The 17,037-nt window shown below is 58.7% G+C and carries 16 protein-coding genes, 3 tRNA genes and 1 pseudogene; 19 read left to right on the top strand and 1 reads right to left on the bottom strand.

The annotated features are described in order from the left end of the window. Window positions 1-570: 570 nt before the first annotated feature. Window positions 571-948, top strand: coding sequence for a hypothetical protein (locus L901_RS01195; RefSeq protein ID WP_059752661.1), 378 nt, complete (start codon window positions 571-573; stop codon window positions 946-948). A 643-nt stretch (window positions 949-1,591) separates the two neighbouring features. On the opposite strand, the gene L901_RS01205 is transcribed toward L901_RS01195, so the two are convergent. After that, window positions 1,592-1,667, bottom strand: a tRNA-Val gene (locus L901_RS01205). 88 nt (window positions 1,668-1,755) lie between these two features. Between L901_RS01205 and L901_RS27300 the strand changes: the two genes are divergently transcribed. The 18 genes and pseudogenes from L901_RS27300 to L901_RS01290 all read left to right on the top strand — a co-directional run bounded on the left by L901_RS27300 (window position 1,756) and on the right by L901_RS01290 (window position 17,032). Next, window positions 1,756-2,013 carry a hypothetical protein gene (locus L901_RS27300; protein WP_183044062.1) on the top strand — a complete coding sequence of 86 codons (258 nt, stop codon included), beginning with the start codon at window positions 1,756-1,758 and terminating at the stop codon, window positions 2,011-2,013. 98 nt (window positions 2,014-2,111) lie between these two features. Continuing rightward, window positions 2,112-2,188, top strand: a tRNA-Asp gene (locus L901_RS01210). Window positions 2,189-2,227: 39 nt separating this feature from the next. Next, window positions 2,228-2,304 (top strand) — tRNA-Asp (locus tag L901_RS01215). A 436-nt stretch (window positions 2,305-2,740) separates the two neighbouring features. Beyond that, window positions 2,741-3,106 carry an NADH-quinone oxidoreductase subunit A gene (locus tag L901_RS01220; RefSeq protein WP_035259670.1) on the top strand — a complete coding sequence of 122 codons (366 nt, stop codon included), beginning with the start codon at window positions 2,741-2,743 and terminating at the stop codon, window positions 3,104-3,106. Beyond that, window positions 3,097-3,681 (top strand): NADH-quinone oxidoreductase subunit B family protein, encoded by a 585-nt coding sequence (locus L901_RS01225; protein ID WP_003521524.1) that lies wholly within the window; start codon window positions 3,097-3,099, stop codon window positions 3,679-3,681. Before L901_RS01220 ends, L901_RS01225 begins: the two co-directional genes overlap by 10 nt. Window positions 3,682-3,701: 20 nt before the next feature. Continuing rightward, window positions 3,702-4,304 carry an NADH-quinone oxidoreductase subunit C gene (locus L901_RS01230; protein ID WP_059752667.1) on the top strand — a complete coding sequence of 201 codons (603 nt, stop codon included), beginning with the start codon at window positions 3,702-3,704 and terminating at the stop codon, window positions 4,302-4,304. Further along, window positions 4,301-4,729, top strand: coding sequence for a GFA family protein (locus L901_RS01235; RefSeq protein ID WP_059752670.1), 429 nt, complete (start codon window positions 4,301-4,303; stop codon window positions 4,727-4,729). Before L901_RS01230 ends, L901_RS01235 begins: the two co-directional genes overlap by 4 nt. 1 nt (window position 4,730) lies before the next feature. Continuing rightward, entirely contained in the window at window positions 4,731-5,921 is a 1,191-nt protein-coding gene (locus tag L901_RS01240; RefSeq protein WP_003496461.1) for an NADH-quinone oxidoreductase subunit D, read from the top strand. Further along, entirely contained in the window at window positions 5,921-6,181 is a 261-nt protein-coding gene (locus tag L901_RS01245; RefSeq protein WP_059752671.1) for a hypothetical protein, read from the top strand. The genes L901_RS01240 and L901_RS01245 overlap by 1 nt, the downstream gene beginning before the upstream one ends. Before the next feature lie 16 nt (window positions 6,182-6,197). After that, window positions 6,198-7,295 carry an NADH-quinone oxidoreductase subunit E gene (locus L901_RS01250; protein ID WP_059752674.1) on the top strand — a complete coding sequence of 366 codons (1,098 nt, stop codon included), beginning with the start codon at window positions 6,198-6,200 and terminating at the stop codon, window positions 7,293-7,295. A 10-nt stretch (window positions 7,296-7,305) separates the two neighbouring features. Continuing rightward, entirely contained in the window at window positions 7,306-8,610 is a 1,305-nt protein-coding gene (gene nuoF, locus L901_RS01255; protein ID WP_020012329.1) for an NADH-quinone oxidoreductase subunit NuoF, read from the top strand. 149 nt (window positions 8,611-8,759) lie between these two features. Continuing rightward, window positions 8,760-10,841, top strand: a complete 2,082-nt coding sequence (nuoG, locus tag L901_RS01260) for an NADH-quinone oxidoreductase subunit NuoG (protein WP_059752678.1) — start codon at window positions 8,760-8,762, stop codon at window positions 10,839-10,841. A gap of 13 nt (window positions 10,842-10,854) precedes the next feature. Further along, window positions 10,855-11,901, top strand: coding sequence for an NADH-quinone oxidoreductase subunit NuoH (nuoH, locus tag L901_RS01265; RefSeq protein ID WP_003521518.1), 1,047 nt, complete (start codon window positions 10,855-10,857; stop codon window positions 11,899-11,901). Window positions 11,902-11,937: 36 nt separating this feature from the next. Then, window positions 11,938-12,429 (top strand): NADH-quinone oxidoreductase subunit NuoI, encoded by a 492-nt coding sequence (gene nuoI, locus L901_RS01270; protein WP_003496449.1) that lies wholly within the window; start codon window positions 11,938-11,940, stop codon window positions 12,427-12,429. 136 nt (window positions 12,430-12,565) lie between these two features. Beyond that, window positions 12,566-13,180, top strand: a complete 615-nt coding sequence (locus L901_RS01275) for an NADH-quinone oxidoreductase subunit J (protein ID WP_003521517.1) — start codon at window positions 12,566-12,568, stop codon at window positions 13,178-13,180. A 28-nt stretch (window positions 13,181-13,208) separates the two neighbouring features. Beyond that, window positions 13,209-13,517, top strand: coding sequence for an NADH-quinone oxidoreductase subunit NuoK (gene nuoK / locus L901_RS01280; protein WP_003521516.1), 309 nt, complete (start codon window positions 13,209-13,211; stop codon window positions 13,515-13,517). 7 nt (window positions 13,518-13,524) lie between these two features. Then, entirely contained in the window at window positions 13,525-15,522 is a 1,998-nt protein-coding gene (gene nuoL, locus L901_RS01285) for an NADH-quinone oxidoreductase subunit L (RefSeq protein WP_035261474.1), read from the top strand. Beyond that, window positions 15,522-17,032: pseudogene (locus L901_RS01290) on the top strand (NADH-quinone oxidoreductase subunit M). Before nuoL ends, L901_RS01290 begins: the two are co-directional and overlap by 1 nt. Window positions 17,033-17,037: the final 5 nt, after the last annotated feature.

The following is a 17,037-nucleotide window of genomic DNA, read 5'->3' on the forward strand; positions in this document are numbered from 1 at the left end:
CTGACGATGCAAGCCGTTAAAATCGGCATTGCCGCTTCGATATCGGATTGTGGAGGATTTCGTCTGGAAGCCATCCGGGAAAATGCTGCGGATCGATCGTAACGGATCACCGCCCTAGGGAATTCTTGCTTTTGGGAGTATCTTGTTTTTCCGAGTCCTGCTGGACCCAGCGGAAAAAAATATAAACAGGCAGCGCAATAAGCGCGAGTGTTACAAACGCGTCGATCGACATGGTTTCATCCATCAGTTCAACCGTTCATCATGAAACGGTGCGTAAACAATGCCTGAAATCTCTTTAGAAAGTCTGAATCTTCCTTATTTTCCGGTATGTTGCGGGGTGATACAGGCGGCGGCCAAGCTGTCGGAATATGGAACAGCAGTGCCGATTTGAAATAGAAACGGGCCGAAAAAAACGAACACCCAGGTTCAGAGCGCAAGGTCGAGCGCCTTCTTCGCGCTGAAACAACGCCGGGGAAGTTCAAGCGTCCGTCCTTAATATGCCGGTCATGCGTTTGTTTGACACGATGATCGCGTCCAATCATCATTTACCCAGCAGAGGAGATCGCAAACGTGAAGTTACACGCGCACGGCTGGAGTAGGTATGTATATGAGCGAACTGTATGGGATATCGACCTTGCGGAAAGCGCCGAAGGCCATAGTTTCGCTTGGCGGGGAGCGAACAAGGATCATGTAATGCAGGCCGAGGATGCAACGCTGATGAGCGGACCTGCACCAGTTCTGCGCTACAAGTTCAAGATGGACATTGGCGCATCGACTATGGGCGGGGACTACGCTGCCACTTTGATTGTAACCAAGAGCGATGTTCTCAGCATGTTTGTCGATATGTTCGGCGACAAATCGATTCTTGAGCTGTCCGTGTTCCTAGCTGAAGCTCAAGGTTTCAAGAAACCGAAAGCGTCCGGTGGAACGAAGAATCTCAAATCATAATAGCAATTCGATCCATCGCAGCTTCACCTTGTCATCAATTATAGAGCCGAAGGTGATCGGGTTCAGCTCGTTTATTATTTATGGGCGGCGCGTCGGCTAAGAGTGGATGAGTCGGCATGCCCGCGAAATCGCCTTGGTTGCGCTCGTCCTCGCGTTCGAATGTCGCATACCTGGAAACGTATAGGGCTTGGGCGATGATACGCCACTCGCGGGCGCCTTTTACGGCGTCGGTGCTTCTCGGCGAGGCCGTCGCGAAACGCTCTGTTTGGTCGAGGTCAACGCCCCATCGCGCATAGTTTGGCTCTTGTCGCTGCATGTCTGCATCAAAGTTGATTTGGCTCTACTCGTCACGGATTGCAATGTGTTGGATGGAGAGTGGGTAGGGCGCTGCTGGCCGCCTCGTGCTTTACCGGGCATTTCCTATCTGGCGCTGGATCGATGCCACGGGTGCGGCATGGTTGCGAATGGCTGTCCGGCGGTCGCCACCGAGATGAATTTCCAGCTCTGCTTTGTTGTCGAGGTAAGGACTAAGATAAGGCGGAACCACGACACGCGCCGAAACCCATTTTGTAATGTGATTTATGACGTCAATAGGAAAAAAAATTGAGGCGTAAACGCTATGGTTGACTTATCTATGGGAAAATGGTGGGCGATGAGAGACTCGAACTCCCGACATCCTCGGTGTAAACGAGGCGCTCTACCAACTGAGCTAATCGCCCTTCGCGTGTCTCGGATCATGTCCGCCGCGTCGATGGCCGTGATGTATTCGGATCGGAAAAAAACCGCAAGGGCTTTTGTGAAGTTTTTTTGTTTTTTTTGCCGAGAGAATTTTCCGTCGCCGGGGGGCGGGGCAAAAAGCCGGGAACTGCGGGCTTTTTGCCTGAAACAGGACCCGAGGACGCCTTGATGGCCATGTGGAAATCCCGTTACGGAAGCCTGCGGCTGTGGACAAGTTTTTTGTTTTCGTTGGGAAAAGCCCGCAAAACAGGGCGTTTGCCGCAATCGCGTTCCAAGGCCTTCCGGTTTTTCCCGATCAAAATGAAGAAGCTTATTCTTTTGTCGTGAAACCTGCTTGACACCCCCGCACGAACGCCGTAGTTAGCCGCTCATCGAACAGCCGAGGCTGGTTCGAGCGGCGGGACTGGTTCCTGTCGTCAGGAGATGCGGGTGTAGCTCAGTCGGTTAGAGTGCCGGCCTGTCACGCCGGAGGTCGCGGGTTCGAGCCCCGTCACTCGCGCCATCCTGTCCCTCGGAAAACGCAGATGAATGTCTGTGGTGCGCGGGTGTAGCTCAGTCGGTTAGAGTGCCGGCCTGTCACGCCGGAGGTCGCGGGTTCGAGCCCCGTCACTCGCGCCATTTCTTTCTCCTGAAATGTCTCCTCAAAAACAGATCGACGCGCGATTTGCGCGCTCGTCTATTGACGATTCCGGGACCTGATTCCGGGCTTTTTAAACACGATTTTTCCTGCATTTTTTAGTCAAGTTTCGATTCCCGAATATCGTCACTTCACCGCCATCCGGACGTAAAATTCGTGTGACTTTTTTGCGGTTGCGTCGTTCAATCGATTATTATTGTATTTGAGTGGCTTAGGCCGGAATTGTGGCCCAAATTTGCGTCAATTCCGGCAATATTGTTGCCAATCAATGCGGCAGGTGTCTTGAAATGGTGCCTAAACTCTTGCAGAGAGAGCGCGGCTGCGCTAACGACTTTGGCGTTGCAACATATTTGTGCGCTCTTTGAGACTTCGGGTCACAAAGGCAGGTCCGGCACCCGGCCGGGCAGGGAAGAGACCATGACTGAACTCCTCAGTTCCTACATTCCGATCGCAATCTTCATCGGTATCGCTCTCGTCATCGGCCTGGCGCTTCTCATTGCGCCTTTCGCTGTCGCCTACAAGGCGCCGGACCCGGAAAAGCTCTCCGCTTTCGAGTGCGGTTTCAACGCCTTCGACGACGCCCGCATGAAGTTCGATATCCGCTTTTATCTGGTGTCGATTCTGTTCATTATCTTCGATCTGGAAGTCGCCTTCCTGTTCCCATGGGCGGTGTCTTTCGGCGAGATGGGCTGGTTCGGTTTCTGGTCGATGATGGTGTTCCTCATCGTTCTCACCATCGGCTTTATCTATGAGTGGAAGAAGGGAGCGCTGGAATGGGCATGAGCCAGAACAACACCACGCTCGTTGCGCCGCAGCCGAAGGGGATCATCGATCCCTCGACTGGCAAGCCGGTTGGCAGCAACGACGCCTACTTCACGGAAATCAATGACGAGCTGGCCGACAAGGGCTTTCTCGTTACCTCGACCGACGAGCTGATCACCTGGGCGCGTACCGGCTCCCTGATGTGGATGCAGTTCGGTCTCGCCTGCTGCGCCGTGGAAGGCCTGATGCAGGCTTCCGGTCCGCGTTATGACATGGAGCGCTTCGGCGTTGCCCCGCGCGCCTCACCGCGCCAGTCGGACGTGATGATCGTCGCCGGCACGCTGACCAACAAGATGGCGCCGGCTCTGCGCAAGGTCTATGACCAGATGCCCGAGCCGCGTTACGTCATCTCCATGGGCTCCTGCGCCAATGGCGGCGGTTATTATCACTATTCCTACGCCGTGGTGCGCGGCTGCGACCGCGTCGTGCCGGTGGATATCTACGTTCCGGGCTGTCCCCCCACGGCGGAGGCGCTGCTTTACGGCGTGCTTCTGCTGCAGAAGAAGATTCGTCGTACCGGTACGATCGAGCGCTAAGGGCAAAGGACGGATTAAGAATGAGCGAAGCTCTCAACGATCTTGCTGCTTACGTTAAGGAAGCGCGCGGTTCCCTCGTGGCCTCAGCCGATATCGCCTATGGCGAGCTGACGCTGAACACGACGCCTGAAAGCGTGATCGCGCTTTTGACCTTCCTGCGTGACGACGTGCAGTGCGGTTTCGTCAACATCATCGATATTTGCGGCGTTGACTGGCCGCAGCGCGAAAAGCGTTTCGATGTCGTCTATCACCTGTTGTCGCCGCGCCAGAACCTGCGCGTTCGCGTCAAGCTGCAGGTGGCGGAAGACGAGGGCGTACCGTCTTCGACCTCCGTTTACATGGGCGCCGAATGGTTCGAGCGCGAAGCCTGGGACATGTATGGCATTCCGTTCGAAGGCCATAAGGATCTCCGCCGCATCCTCACGGATTACGGTTTCGAAGGCCATCCGCTGCGCAAGGATTTTCCGGTTACCGGCTTTGTGGAAGTGCGTTACGATGACGTGCTGAAACGGGTTCTTTATGAACCGGTCGAACTGAAGCAGGAATTCCGCAACTTCGATTTCCTCTCCCCATGGGAAGGAACCGAATATGTTCTCCCGGGTGACGAAAAGGCCAAGCAATGAGCCAAGCCCCCGCGACAGAGCATGCGCAATGTCTTTGCGGCGCCGTCGGCCTCAATGCCGTCATCGGTGCCCGCGAATTCGGCGTTTGCCATTGCTCCATGTGCCGCCGCTGGTCCGGCGGTGCGTTTTTGGCTGTCGAATGCGCTGATATCTCCGTTGAGAACGAAGAGAACCTCGGCGTCTATTCCTCGTCGGAATGGGGTGAGCGCTGCTTCTGCAAGAACTGCGGCAGCACGCTGATGTGGCGTTCCAAGGACGGCAAGCATTTCGCCGTTTCGCTGCAGGCGTTCGATAACCCTTCCAGTTTCAAGTTCGCGTCGCAGATTTTCACGGATGAGAAGCCCTCGAGCTACTCTTTCGCTGAAACCACGCAGAACATGACCGGCCCCGAATTCATCGCCATGATCACCTCGGCGGAGCACTAGAATGACTGAGCATAACGTCCGCAATTTCACGATCAACTTCGGTCCGGAACATCCGTCCGCGCACGGCGTGCTGCGTCTGGTTCTGGAACTGGACGGCGAAATCGTCGAGCGCGTCGATCCGCATATCGGTCTCCTGCATCGCGGCACCGAAAAGCTGATCGAGACCAAAACCTATCTGCAGGCCGTTCCTTACTTCGACCGCCTCGACTACGTCGCGCCGATGAACCAGGAACACGCTTTCGCGCTCGCCGTCGAAAAGCTGCTCGGCCTCGAAATCCCGATGCGCGGCCAGCTGATCCGCGTTCTCTATTCGGAAATTGGCCGCATCCTGTCGCACATCATGAACGTGACGACCCAGGCCATGGACGTCGGCGCGATGACGCCGCCGGTCTGGGGCTTCGAAGAGCGCGAAAAGCTGATGGTGTTCTATGAGCGCGCCTGCGGCGCCCGCATGCACTCGGCTTACGTTCGTCCGGGCGGCGTGCATCAGGACCTGCCGCCGGAGCTGGTCGATGATATCGGCAAGTGGTGCGACCCGTTCCTCACCGTTCTCGACAATATCGAGGGCCTTTTGACCGACAACCGCATCTACAAGCAGCGTAACGTCGATATCGGCGTCGTCTCGCTTGAAGACGCCTTCGCCTGGGGTTTCACGGGCGTGATGGTACGCGGCTCGGGCGCTGCCTGGGATTTGCGCCGCGCGCAGCCGTATGAGTGCTATTCCGATCTCGAATTCGACATTCCCGTCGGCAAGAACGGCGATTGCTATGATCGTTACCTGATCCGTATGCAGGAAATGCGCGAATCCGTGAAGATCATGAAGCAATGCGTCGATCTTCTCTCCGGCAAGCACCGCATCGGCCCGGTTTCCTCGCTCGATGGCAAGGTGGTTCCGCCGAAGCGTGGCGAGATGAAGCGTTCGATGGAAGCGCTGATCCACCACTTCAAGCTTTACACCGAAGGTTACCACGTTCCGGCCGGCGAAGTTTACGCCGCCGTCGAAGCGCCGAAGGGCGAGTTCGGCGTTTACGTGGTCGCAGACGGTTCGAACAAGCCCTATCGCTGCAAGATTCGCGCGCCGGGCTACGCACACCTGCAGGCCATGGATTTCCTTTGCAAGGGCCATCAGCTTGCTGACGTTACAGCCGTGCTCGGCTCCCTCGACATCGTGTTCGGGGAGGTCGACCGCTGATGCGTCTGCCGCTGGCCATACCGGCTTTTCTCGCTGCGATGTCTACCCCCGTTCTCGCCCAGACGGCGACGGACGAGGGCGGCATATCGCTGTCGAGCGGCGGCTCTTCGACCATCAAGCAGCTTCTGTCGTCGGGATACGAGATCAAGGCCTCGGTTCCCAATGGCAGCAAGTTCATCGTGTTCATGCAGAAAGACAAGGCGGCTTACGCCTGCGAATTCGTCACGGTGGCGAGATCGCGTTGTGAGACGTTAAACTGAAAAGGCGTGAGGAAGTATGTCCGTTCGTCGACTAGCCGAAGATCAGTTCCAGCCCGTGGCGTTTGCCTTCAATGCGGAAAATACCGCATGGGCTGAAAAGACGATTCTGAAATATCCCGAGGGACGCCAGCAATCGGCGGTCATCCCGCTGCTCATGCGTGCGCAGGAGCAGGACGGCTGGGTTACCCGCGCCGCCATCGAGAAAATCGCCGACATGCTGGATATGGCCTATATCCGCGTCATGGAAGTGGCGACCTTCTATACCCAGTTCCAGCTGAAGCCGGTCGGCACGCGCGCCCACGTTCAGGTTTGCGGCACCACGCCCTGCATGCTGCGCGGCTCGGAAGCGCTGATGGATGTCTGCCGCAAGAAGATCCACCACGATCCGCTGCACACCAATGAGAGCGGCACGCTCTCCTGGGAAGAAGTGGAATGTCAGGGCGCCTGCGTCAACGCGCCGATGGTCATCATCTTCAAGGATGCCTATGAGGACCTGACGCCCGAGCGTCTGGAAGAGATCATCGATACGTTCGAGGCAGGCAAGGGCGACACCGTCAAGACCGGCCCGCAGACCGACCGTCACCAGTCGGTCCCGGTCGGCGGCCTGACGACGCTGACGGAAGAGATCAAGCCGGATCGCTCCAATCTCGACAAGCCGGCCGAAGTGGTTGCGGATGCCGCACCGGTTCCGCCGTCCAACGCCGCCAAGCCGAAGACGGACGCCCCGGAAACCGATCCGAAGCTGAAGACGCCGGCGACCGCGCCAAAGGCTGCCGAAGCCAATGTAAAGACCGCCGAAAAGGAAGCTTCGGGATCTGCGAAGCCGTCGCTCGATTCCAAGGATCGTCCGGCCGGCATCGAAAAGCCGGCAACGCCCGACGACCTGAAGCTCATTTCCGGCGTCGGTCCGAAGATCGAAGGCACGCTGCACGAGCTCGGCATCTTTACCTATGCGCAGATCGCCGGCTGGAGACAAGCCGAATGCGACTGGGTTGACGGTTATCTGAATTTCAAGGGCCGCATCGAACGCGACGAGTGGATCAAGCAGGCCGAGGCGCTCGCCAAGGGTGGCGAAGCCGAGTATATCAAGGTCTTCGGCAAGAAGCCGCGGTAAGAGGTGAAGCATGTTAAAAGATCAGGATCGCATCTTTACCAATCTCTACGGCCTCAAGGACAAGTCCCTGAAGGGCGTGAGAGCGCGCGGCCACTGGGACGGCACCAAGCAGATCATCGAAAAGGGCCGTGACTGGATCATCAACGAGATGAAGGCTTCCGGCCTTCGCGGTCGCGGCGGCGCTGGCTTCCCGACGGGTCTCAAGTGGTCCTTCATGCCGAAGGAAAATGACGGCCGCCCGCATTATCTCGTCGTCAATGCCGACGAATCCGAGCCCGGCACCTGCAAGGACCGCGAAATCCTGCGCAACGATCCGCATACGCTGATCGAAGGCTGCGTGATCGCCGGTTTCGCCATGGGCGCGCATACCGCCTATATCTACGTTCGCGGCGAATATATGCGCGAGCGTGAGGCGCTGCAGGCAGCCATCGACGAGTGCTACGATGCCGGCCTGCTCGGCAAGAACAACAAGAACGGCTGGGATTTCGACATCTATGTCCATCACGGCGCCGGCGCCTATATCTGCGGCGAAGAGACGGCTCTGCTCGAAAGCCTCGAAGGCAAGAAGGGCCAGCCGCGCCTTAAACCCCCGTTCCCGGCCAATATGGGTCTTTATGGCTGCCCGACGACCGTCAACAACGTCGAATCCATCGCGGTTGCGCCGACCATCCTGCGTCGCGGCGCGGCCTGGTTCTCGTCCATCGGCCGTCCGAACAATGTCGGCACCAAGCTGTTCATGGTGTCAGGCCATGTCGAGCGTCCTTGCACCTTCGAAGACGCGTTGGGCCTGTCCTTCCGCGAGCTGATTGAGCACCATTGCGGTGGCATTCGCGGCGGTTGGGACAATCTGCTCGGCGTCATCCCCGGCGGCGCATCCTGCCCCATCGTTCGTGGTGAGGACATGAAGGACGCCATCATGGATTTCGACGGCATGCGCGAAGTGAAATCCTCCTTCGGCACCGGCGGCATGATCGTCATGGACAAGTCCACCGACGTCATCAAGGCGATTGCCCGCATCGCGGCCTTCTTCAAGCATGAAAGCTGCGGTCAGTGCACGCCGTGCCGCGAAGGCACGGGCTGGATGTGGCGCGTGCTGGAGCGCATGGTCAAGGGTAACGCGCAGAAGCGCGAAATCGACATGCTGTTCGAAGTCACGAAGCAGATCGAAGGCCACACCATCTGTGCGCTCGGCGACGCCGCAGCATGGCCGGTACAGGCGCTGATACGCAATTTCCGTCCGGAAATCGAAAAGCGCATCGACCAATATACCTACAGGGCCATGGATGATGGCGCTGTTCTGGAAGCCGCTGAATAAGCATTGAGGCTTCAGGCGGAGCCGGAATTTTCCGGCCTCGCGACACCATGAAGCGTCTGGCAGACGATACGAGTGCCGGGCGTGATTAAGGATTTGTTGCGGACCGTGTGAGACATGGGACGAACAGGCAACAGGACGTAAGTAGGACCATGGCAAAGCTCAAGGTTGACGGTAAAGAGATCGAGGTTCCGGATCATTTCACGCTGTTGCAGGCGTGCGAGGAGGCTGGTGCCGAAGTTCCGCGCTTTTGTTTTCATGAGCGCTTGTCGGTCGCGGGTAACTGCCGCATGTGTCTCATCGAGGTGAAGGGCGGACCGCCCAAGCCTGCCGCATCCTGCGCCATGGGCGTTCGCGACGTTCGCGGTGGCCCCAACGGCGAATTGCCGGAAATCTTCACCAACACGCCGATGGTCAAGAAGGCCCGCGAAGGCGTGATGGAATTCCTGCTCATCAACCACCCACTCGATTGCCCGATCTGCGACCAGGGCGGCGAATGCGACCTGCAGGACCAGGCCATGGCCTTCGGTATCGCCGGTTCGCGTTACGCGGAAAACAAGCGCGCGGTTGAAGACAAATATATCGGACCGCTCGTCAAGACGGTCATGAACCGTTGCATCCACTGCACGCGCTGCGTCCGTTTCACCACGGAAGTGGCTGGTATCGCCGAACTGGGCCTTATCGGTCGTGGCGAAGATGCCGAAATCACCACCTATCTCGAGCAGGCCATGACCTCCGAACTGCAGGGCAACGTCGTTGACCTCTGCCCGGTCGGCGCGCTCACCTCCAAGCCTTTCGCCTTCACCGCCCGTCCGTGGGAACTGAACAAGACCGAAACCATCGACGTGATGGATGCGCTCGGTTCGGCCATCCGCGTCGATACCCGTGGCCGCGAAGTGATGCGCGTCATGCCGCGCGTCAACGAGGCGATCAACGAAGAGTGGATTTCCGACAAGAGCCGCTTCATCTGGGATGGCCTGAAGACACAGCGCCTCGACCGCCCTTACGTCCGCAAGGATGGCCGTCTGCAGCCCGCAAGCTGGGGTGAAGCCTTCGGTGCGATCAAGCAGGCGGTTGCCGCGACCTCCGGCCAAAAGATCGGTGCGATTGCCGGCGATCTGGCCTCCGTTGAAGAAATGTTCGCGCTGAAGTCGCTTCTGGCGTCACTCGGCTCGGCCAATGTCGATTGCCGTCAGGATGGCGCTGCACTCGATCCGTCGCTCGGTCGCGCAAGCTACCTGTTCAACTCCACCATCGAAGGTATCGAACAGGCAGACGCCCTGCTGATCGTCGGTTCCAACCCGCGTTACGAAGCGGCCGTGCTCAACGCCCGCATCCGCAAGCGCTGGCGTCGCGGCGGTTTCCCGATCGGCGTGATCGGCGAAGCCGGTGAGCTTCGCTACAATTACGAATATCTCGGTTCCGGCGCTGAAACGCTGTCCGATCTGGCCAACGGTTCGCACAGCTTCGTTGACAAGCTGAAATCCGCCAAGAACCCGCTGATCATCATCGGCCAGGGTGCGCTGGCGCGCGCCGATGGTGCAGCCGTACTGGCTGCCGCCGCGAAGCTCGCTACCTCGGTAGGTGCTGTCACCGAAGAGTGGAACGGCTTCTCGGTTCTGCACACCGCCGCTGCCCGCGTTGGTGGTCTCGATATCGGCTTCGTGCCGGGCGAGGGCGGTGTTGCCGCCGCTGAAATGGTCGCGTCCATGGACGTTCTCTTCCTGCTCGGCGCCGATGAACTCGACCTGTCGAACAAGGGTGCGAAGTTCACCGTCTATATCGGCAGCCATGGCGATCAGGGCGCGATGAACGCCGACGTCATCCTTCCGGGCGCGGCCTATACCGAAAAATCCGGTATCTGGGTCAACACCGAAGGCCGCGTGCAGGTGGGCAACCGCGCCGGTTTCGCACCGGGCGAAGCCCGCGAAGACTGGGCGATCCTGCGTGCGCTGTCCGATGTTCTCGGCAAGAAGCTGCCGTTCGATTCGCTGCCGGCGCTCCGCGGCCAGCTCTATGTCGCGCATCCGCATCTGGCGGAAACCGACGAGATCGTCGCCGGCACGGCCACGGATATCGAAGCGCTGGCCGGCAAGACCGGCTCGCTCAACAAGTCGGCGTTTGCCTCGCCGGTAAAAGACTTTTATTTGACGAACCCGATTGCGCGCGCATCCGCTGTCATGGCCGAGTGCTCCGCATTGGCCCGCAACAATTTCCAGGCTGCGGCAGAGTAAGGGTAGGGGATTTATGGAACAGTTTTTCTGGAGCTACGTCTGGCCCGCGCTGATCATGGTCGGCCAGTCCCTGCTGCTTCTCGTTTGCCTTCTGGTGTCCATCGCGTTCCTGCTGCTTGCCGACCGCAAGGTCTGGGCGGCGGTGCAGCTGCGTCGTGGTCCGAACGTCGTTGGTCCCTTCGGTCTCTTCCAGTCCTTCGCCGACCTGTTGAAGTTCATCTTGAAGGAGCCTGTCATTCCGGCCGGCGCCAACAAGGCCGTCTTCCTTCTGGCGCCGCTGGTTGCGGTGACGCTGGCGCTCGCCACCTACGCCGTCATTCCCTTCAATGAGGGCTGGGTCGTCGCCAATATCAATGTCGGCATTCTCTATATCTTCGCGATTTCCTCGCTTGAAGTATACGGCATCATCATGGGCGGCTGGGCTTCGAACTCGAAGTACCCTTTCCTCGGCGCGCTGCGTTCTGCCGCGCAGATGGTGTCCTACGAAGTGTCGATCGGCCTCGTCATCGTGACCGTTCTGCTCTGCGTCGGTTCGCTGAACCTGACGGACATCGTGCTTGCCCAGAAGACCGGCCTCGGCACCATGCTCGGCCTGCCGGCCTCGTTCCTCGACTGGCACTGGCTGTCGCTGTTCCCGATGTTCATCGTGTTCTTCATTTCGGGCCTTGCCGAAACCAACCGCCCGCCCTTCGACCTTCCGGAAGCGGAATCGGAACTGGTTGCCGGTCACATGGTCGAATATGGCTCCACGCCTTACATGATGTTCATGCTCGGCGAATATGCTGCGATCGTCCTGATCTGCTGCCTGACGACGATCCTGTTCATGGGCGGCTGGCTGCCGATCGTGGATGTGTGGTTCCTGAACTGGGTTCCGGGCATTGTCTGGTTCGCGTTGAAGGGCTGCATGGTCTTCTTCATGATCGCTCTGACCAAGGCTTTCGTTCCGCGTTACCGTTATGACCAGCTCATGCGTCTCGGCTGGAAGGTGTTCCTGCCCCTGTCGCTCGCCATGGTCGTTATTGTTGCATTCGTATTGAAGCTGACGGGGTGGGCCGGTTGATGTCCGTACTCCTCGCTCAGAAATCTGGAGACTGAGATGGCAAGCCTCTCCCAAGCCGTCAATTCGCTGTTCCTCAAGGAGTTCGTGGGTGCGATCCTGCTCACGATGCGCCACTTCTTCAAACAGAAGGCAACGGTGAACTATCCTTTCGAAAAGGGCCCGGTCTCTCCGCGTTTCCGCGGCGAACATGCGCTGCGCCGTTATCCGAACGGTGAAGAGCGCTGCATCGCCTGCAAGCTGTGTGAAGCGATCTGTCCCGCTCAGGCGATCACCATCGAAGCCGGCCCGCGCCGCAATGACGGCACCCGCCGCACGGTGCGTTACGATATCGACATGGTGAAGTGCATCTATTGCGGTTTCTGCCAGGAAGCCTGCCCGGTGGATGCCATCGTCGAAGGCCCGAACTTCGAATTTGCGACGGAAACCCGCGAGGAGCTTTATTTCGACAAGCAGAAGCTTCTCGACAATGGCGACCGCTGGGAGCGTGAAATCGCACGCAACCTCGCACTGGATGCGCCTTACCGTTAAGGCGCAACCGTCTTTCCGGGGGAGACCCCGGAGAGCGATGAAAAGTAAAATGCCTGCGCGGTTTTCGCCGGCGGGGACGAAACGGGTGAGGGGCCTTCGAGCCATCTTTGCCCGATGAGGACAAGAAGGCACCAACATGGGTCTGCACGCTGTATTCTTTTATATATTCGCTTTCGTCGCCGTGGCGTCTGCGTTCATGGTCATCGCATCGAAGAACCCTGTTCATTCGGTGCTGTTTCTGATTTTGACCTTCTTCAACGCAGCCGCGCTGTTCCTGCTGACGGGCGCCGAGTTCCTCGGCATGATCCTGCTGGTGGTTTATGTCGGCGCCGTGGCGGTGCTCTTCCTCTTCGTCGTCATGATGCTGGATGTGGATTTCGCCGAGCTTCGCTCGGGCGTGCTGCAATATGCCCCGGTCGGGGCGCTGATCGGTGTCATCCTGGCGGCGGAACTGATCGTCGTGGTCGGTGGCAGCATGCTGAACCCGATTGCGGCCAAGTCCATCACCATGCCGATCCCGCCTGTCACCGAACGCACCAATACGGCCGCACTCGGCGACGTGCTCTATACCAATTACGTCTACTTCTTCCAGCTCGCCGGCCTTGTGCTGCTGGTGGCCATGATCGGCGCCATCGTGCTGACGCTGCGTCATCGCACCGACATCAAGCGGCAGGATATCTCCACGCAGGTCGGCCGCGACCCGAAGACCGCCGTTACCACGGTCAAGGTCAAGCCGGGCCAGGGCATCTGAGGCGCGAACGGATCCAAGGAAACAGAACATGGAAATCGGTCTTTCCCACTACCTGACGGTCAGCGCGATCCTCTTCACGATCGGCGTTTTCGGCATCTTCCTCAACCGGAAGAACGTCATCGTCATCCTCATGTCGATCGAACTCATCCTGCTTGCGGTCAACATCAACATGGTGGCCTTCTCGGCCTTCCTGAACGATATCGTCGGCCAGGTCTTCGCTTTGTTCATTCTGACCGTCGCAGCCGCTGAAGCGGCCATCGGTCTTGCAATACTCGTTGTCTTCTACCGCAACCGCGGATCGATCGCCGTCGAAGACGTCAATATGATGAAGGGCTGATAAGGCTATGATCTACAAGGCTATCGTCTTTCTTCCACTGATCGGCTTCCTGATCGCCGGCCTGTTCGGCCGCTCCATCGGCGCCAAGGCTTCGGAATATGTCACCACCGGTCTGATGATCGTGGTCGCCATCCTGTCGTGGATCGTCTTCTTCACCGTCGCGCTCGCCCATGGCGAGCCGGGCGAGGTGATAAAGGTTACCGTGCTGCGCTGGATCCAGTCCGGCGGCATCGATGTCGAATGGGCGTTCCGCATCGATACGCTGACGGCCGTCATGTTCGTTGTGGTCAACACGGTCTCGACGCTGGTGCATCTCTATTCGATCGGATACATGCACCACGATCCGCATCGTCCGCGTTTCTTCGCCTATCTGTCGCTCTTCACCTTCGCCATGCTGATGCTGGTGACCTCCGACAACCTGCTGCAGATGTTCTTCGGCTGGGAAGGTGTGGGTCTGGCGTCCTATCTGCTGATCGGTTTCTGGTTCAAGAAGCCGTCCGCATCGGCTGCCGCCATGAAGGCCTTCATCGTCAACCGCGTCGGTGACTTCGGCTTCATTCTCGGCATTGGCGGCGTGTTCGTGCTGTTCGGCTCGATCAATTTCGAAACGATCTTCGCTGCCGCTGCGACCTATCTGCCGGCTGAAGGCGCTGCCTCCTCGGAAACCGTCATCAACCTGTTCGGCATGCAGCTGGACAAGGCCAATGCGATGACGGGCGTGTGCCTGCTGCTCTTCATGGGCGCGATGGGTAAATCGGCGCAGTTCCTGCTGCACACCTGGCTGCCGGACGCGATGGAAGGCCCGACCCCGGTGTCTGCCCTCATCCACGCCGCAACCATGGTTACCGCCGGCGTCTTCCTCGTCGCCCGCATGTCGCCGCTGTTCGAACTGTCGCATGATGCGCTCACCGTCGTGACGCTGATCGGCGCGATCACCGCCTTCTTCGCGGCAACCGTCGGCCTCGTGCAGAACGACATCAAGCGCGTCATCGCCTATTCGACCTGCTCGCAGCTCGGTTACATGTTCGTGGCGCTCGGCGTCGGCGCTTATGGCGCTGCCGTATTCCACCTCTTCACGCACGCCTTCTTCAAGGCTCTTCTGTTCTTGTGCGCCGGCTCGGTCATCCATGCCGTCGATGGTGAGCAGGACATGCGTTACATGGGTGGCCTGCGCAAGCATATCCCCATCACCTTCTGGACCATGACCGTTGGCACGCTGGCGCTGACCGGCGTTGGTATTCCGGGCACGATGATCGGTTTTGCCGGCTTCTTCTCGAAGGACGTCATCATCGAATCCGCTTACGCGTCCCATTCGGTTCTCTCCGGCGTCGCCTTCACGCTGCTGGTCATCGCGGCCCTGTTCACCAGCTTCTACTCCTGGCGTCTGGCCTTCATGACCTTCTTCGGCAAGCCGCGCGCTTCGGCCGACGTCATGCACCATGTGCATGAATCGCCGATGGTCATGCTGATCCCGCTCTTCATCCTCACCGTCGGTGCGATCTTCGCCGGTGTGGCCTTCGAAGGTTATTTCTTCGGCCATGAATATGCCGAATTCTGGAAGGGCGCGCTCTTTACGCTTCCGGAAAACGAAATCCTCGAGGAATTCCACCATGTTCCGCTGTGGGTGAAGTGGAGCCCGTTCTTCGCCATGGCGCTTGGTTTCGTGACCGCGTGGTACATGTATATCAAGTCGCCCGAGACGCCGAAGCGTCTGGCCGAGACCCATCGCGGCCTCTACCAGTTCCTCTTGAACAAGTGGTACTTCGACGAACTCTACGACTTCCTCTTCGTTCGTTCCGCAAAGGCGCTCGGCCGCTTCCTGTGGAAGAAGGGCGACGTCGCCGTCATCGACCATTATGGACCGAACGGCATTGCAGCGCGTGTGGTTGACGTGACCAACCGCATGGTCCGCCTGCAATCCGGTTACCTCTATCATTATGCCTTTGCGATGCTGATCGGCATCGCGGCGCTTGTCACCTGGATGATGCTCGGGAGTGCCCTCTGATGACCGATTGGCCCATTCTTTCAACGGTCACCTTTCTGCCGCTCGTCGGCGTGGTGCTCCTGCTTCTGACGAATGAGAACGGCCCCTACGGTCGCCGCAACATTCTCAATGTCTCGCTGCTGACGACCGTTTTCACCTTCCTGGTGTCGCTGTTCGTCTGGATCGGTTTCGACAATTCGAACCCCGGTTTCCAGATGGTGGAAAAACACGCCTGGTTCGGCAACATCGCCGCCTATCATCTGGGCGTCGACGGCATCTCCATGCTGTTCGTCATCCTCACCACCTTCCTCATGCCCTTCTGCGTGCTGGCAAGCTGGGATTCGATCGAGAAGCGCGTCAAGGAATACATGATCGCCTTCCTGCTCTTGGAAGTCGTCATGGTCGGCGTCTTCGTGGCGCTGGATACGGTTCTCTTCTACGTCTTCTTCGAAGCGACGCTGATCCCGATGTTCATCATCATCGGCGTCTGGGGCGGCAAGGATCGCGTTTACGCATCTTACAAGTTCTTCCTCTACACGCTGCTCGGTTCGGTTCTGACCATGCTCGCCATCATGGCGATGTACTGGCAGGCCGGCACGACCGACATGACGGAACTCTTGAAATACGGCTTCCCGGCTGGCATGCAGACCTGGCTGTGGCTAGCCTGTTTCGCCGCCTTCTCGGTCAAGATGCCGATGTGGCCGGTGCACACCTGGCTGCCGGATGCCCACGTTCAGGCGCCGACCGCCGGTTCCGTCATCCTTGCCGGCGTCATGTTGAAGCTCGGCGGTTACGGTTTCATCCGTTTCTCGCTGTCGATGTTCCCGCTGGCCTCTGACTATTTCGCCCCCTTCGTCTTCACGCTGTCGGTTCTTGCCATCATCTACACCTCGCTGGTGGCGATGATGCAGGACGATATCAAGAAGCTGATCGCCTATTCCTCCGTCGCCCACATGGGTTACGTGACCATGGGCATCTTCGCCGCCAACGTTCAGGGCGTGCAGGGCGCAATCTTCCAGATGCTGTCGCACGGTATCGTCTCCGGCGCGCTCTTCCTCTGCGTCGGCGTTGTCTATGACCGTCTCCACACCCGCGAGATCGCGGCCTATGGCGGCCTCGTCAACAACATGCCGAAATATGCCGTCGCCTTCATGATCTTCACCATGGCCAATGTCGGTCTGCCCGGCACCTCCGGCTTTGTCGGTGAATTCCTGACGCTGATCGGCGTCTTCCGCGCCAACACGCTGGTCGCGCTGTTTGCGGCAACCGGGGTCATCCTCTCGGCCGCTTATGCGCTGTGGCTTTACCGCCGCGTGATCTTCGGTGCGCTGGAGAAGGAAAGCCTGAAGTCGATGCTCGATCTGTCGACCCGCGAAAAGGTCATCCTTTATCCGCTGGTTGTGCTGACGATCTTCTTCGGCGTCTATCCGGCGCCGGTGTTCGATGCGACAGCCGCATCGGTGATCTTCTGGTAAACAACTATACGGCTGCATTGCAGGCGGCGCAAAATGTTGCGCTCTCTATGAATTGACGACA

This window comes from Agrobacterium sp. D14, assembly GCF_001526505.1.
GTDB classification, from domain to species: Bacteria; Pseudomonadota; Alphaproteobacteria; order Rhizobiales; family Rhizobiaceae; genus Agrobacterium; species Agrobacterium leguminum.

Bases quoted from the DNA above. Each gene is read 5' to 3' on its own strand.
- L901_RS01220 (WP_035259670.1), top strand. From the start codon at position 2,741: ATGACTGAACTCCTCAGTTCCTACATTCCGATCGCAATCTTCATCGGT.
- L901_RS01225 (WP_003521524.1), top strand. From the start codon at position 3,097: ATGGGCATGAGCCAGAACAACACCACGCTCGTTGCGCCGCAGCCGAAG.
- L901_RS01230 (WP_059752667.1), top strand. From the start codon at position 3,702: ATGAGCGAAGCTCTCAACGATCTTGCTGCTTACGTTAAGGAAGCGCGC.
- L901_RS01235 (WP_059752670.1), top strand. From the start codon at position 4,301: ATGAGCCAAGCCCCCGCGACAGAGCATGCGCAATGTCTTTGCGGCGCC.
- L901_RS01240 (WP_003496461.1), top strand. From the start codon at position 4,731: ATGACTGAGCATAACGTCCGCAATTTCACGATCAACTTCGGTCCGGAA.
- L901_RS01245 (WP_059752671.1), top strand. From the start codon at position 5,921: ATGCGTCTGCCGCTGGCCATACCGGCTTTTCTCGCTGCGATGTCTACC.
- L901_RS01250 (WP_059752674.1), top strand. From the start codon at position 6,198: ATGTCCGTTCGTCGACTAGCCGAAGATCAGTTCCAGCCCGTGGCGTTT.
- nuoF (WP_020012329.1), top strand. From the start codon at position 7,306: ATGTTAAAAGATCAGGATCGCATCTTTACCAATCTCTACGGCCTCAAG.
- nuoG (WP_059752678.1), top strand. From the start codon at position 8,760: ATGGCAAAGCTCAAGGTTGACGGTAAAGAGATCGAGGTTCCGGATCAT.
- nuoH (WP_003521518.1), top strand. From the start codon at position 10,855: ATGGAACAGTTTTTCTGGAGCTACGTCTGGCCCGCGCTGATCATGGTC.
- nuoI (WP_003496449.1), top strand. From the start codon at position 11,938: ATGGCAAGCCTCTCCCAAGCCGTCAATTCGCTGTTCCTCAAGGAGTTC.
- L901_RS01275 (WP_003521517.1), top strand. From the start codon at position 12,566: ATGGGTCTGCACGCTGTATTCTTTTATATATTCGCTTTCGTCGCCGTG.
- nuoK (WP_003521516.1), top strand. From the start codon at position 13,209: ATGGAAATCGGTCTTTCCCACTACCTGACGGTCAGCGCGATCCTCTTC.
- nuoL (WP_035261474.1), top strand. From the start codon at position 13,525: ATGATCTACAAGGCTATCGTCTTTCTTCCACTGATCGGCTTCCTGATC.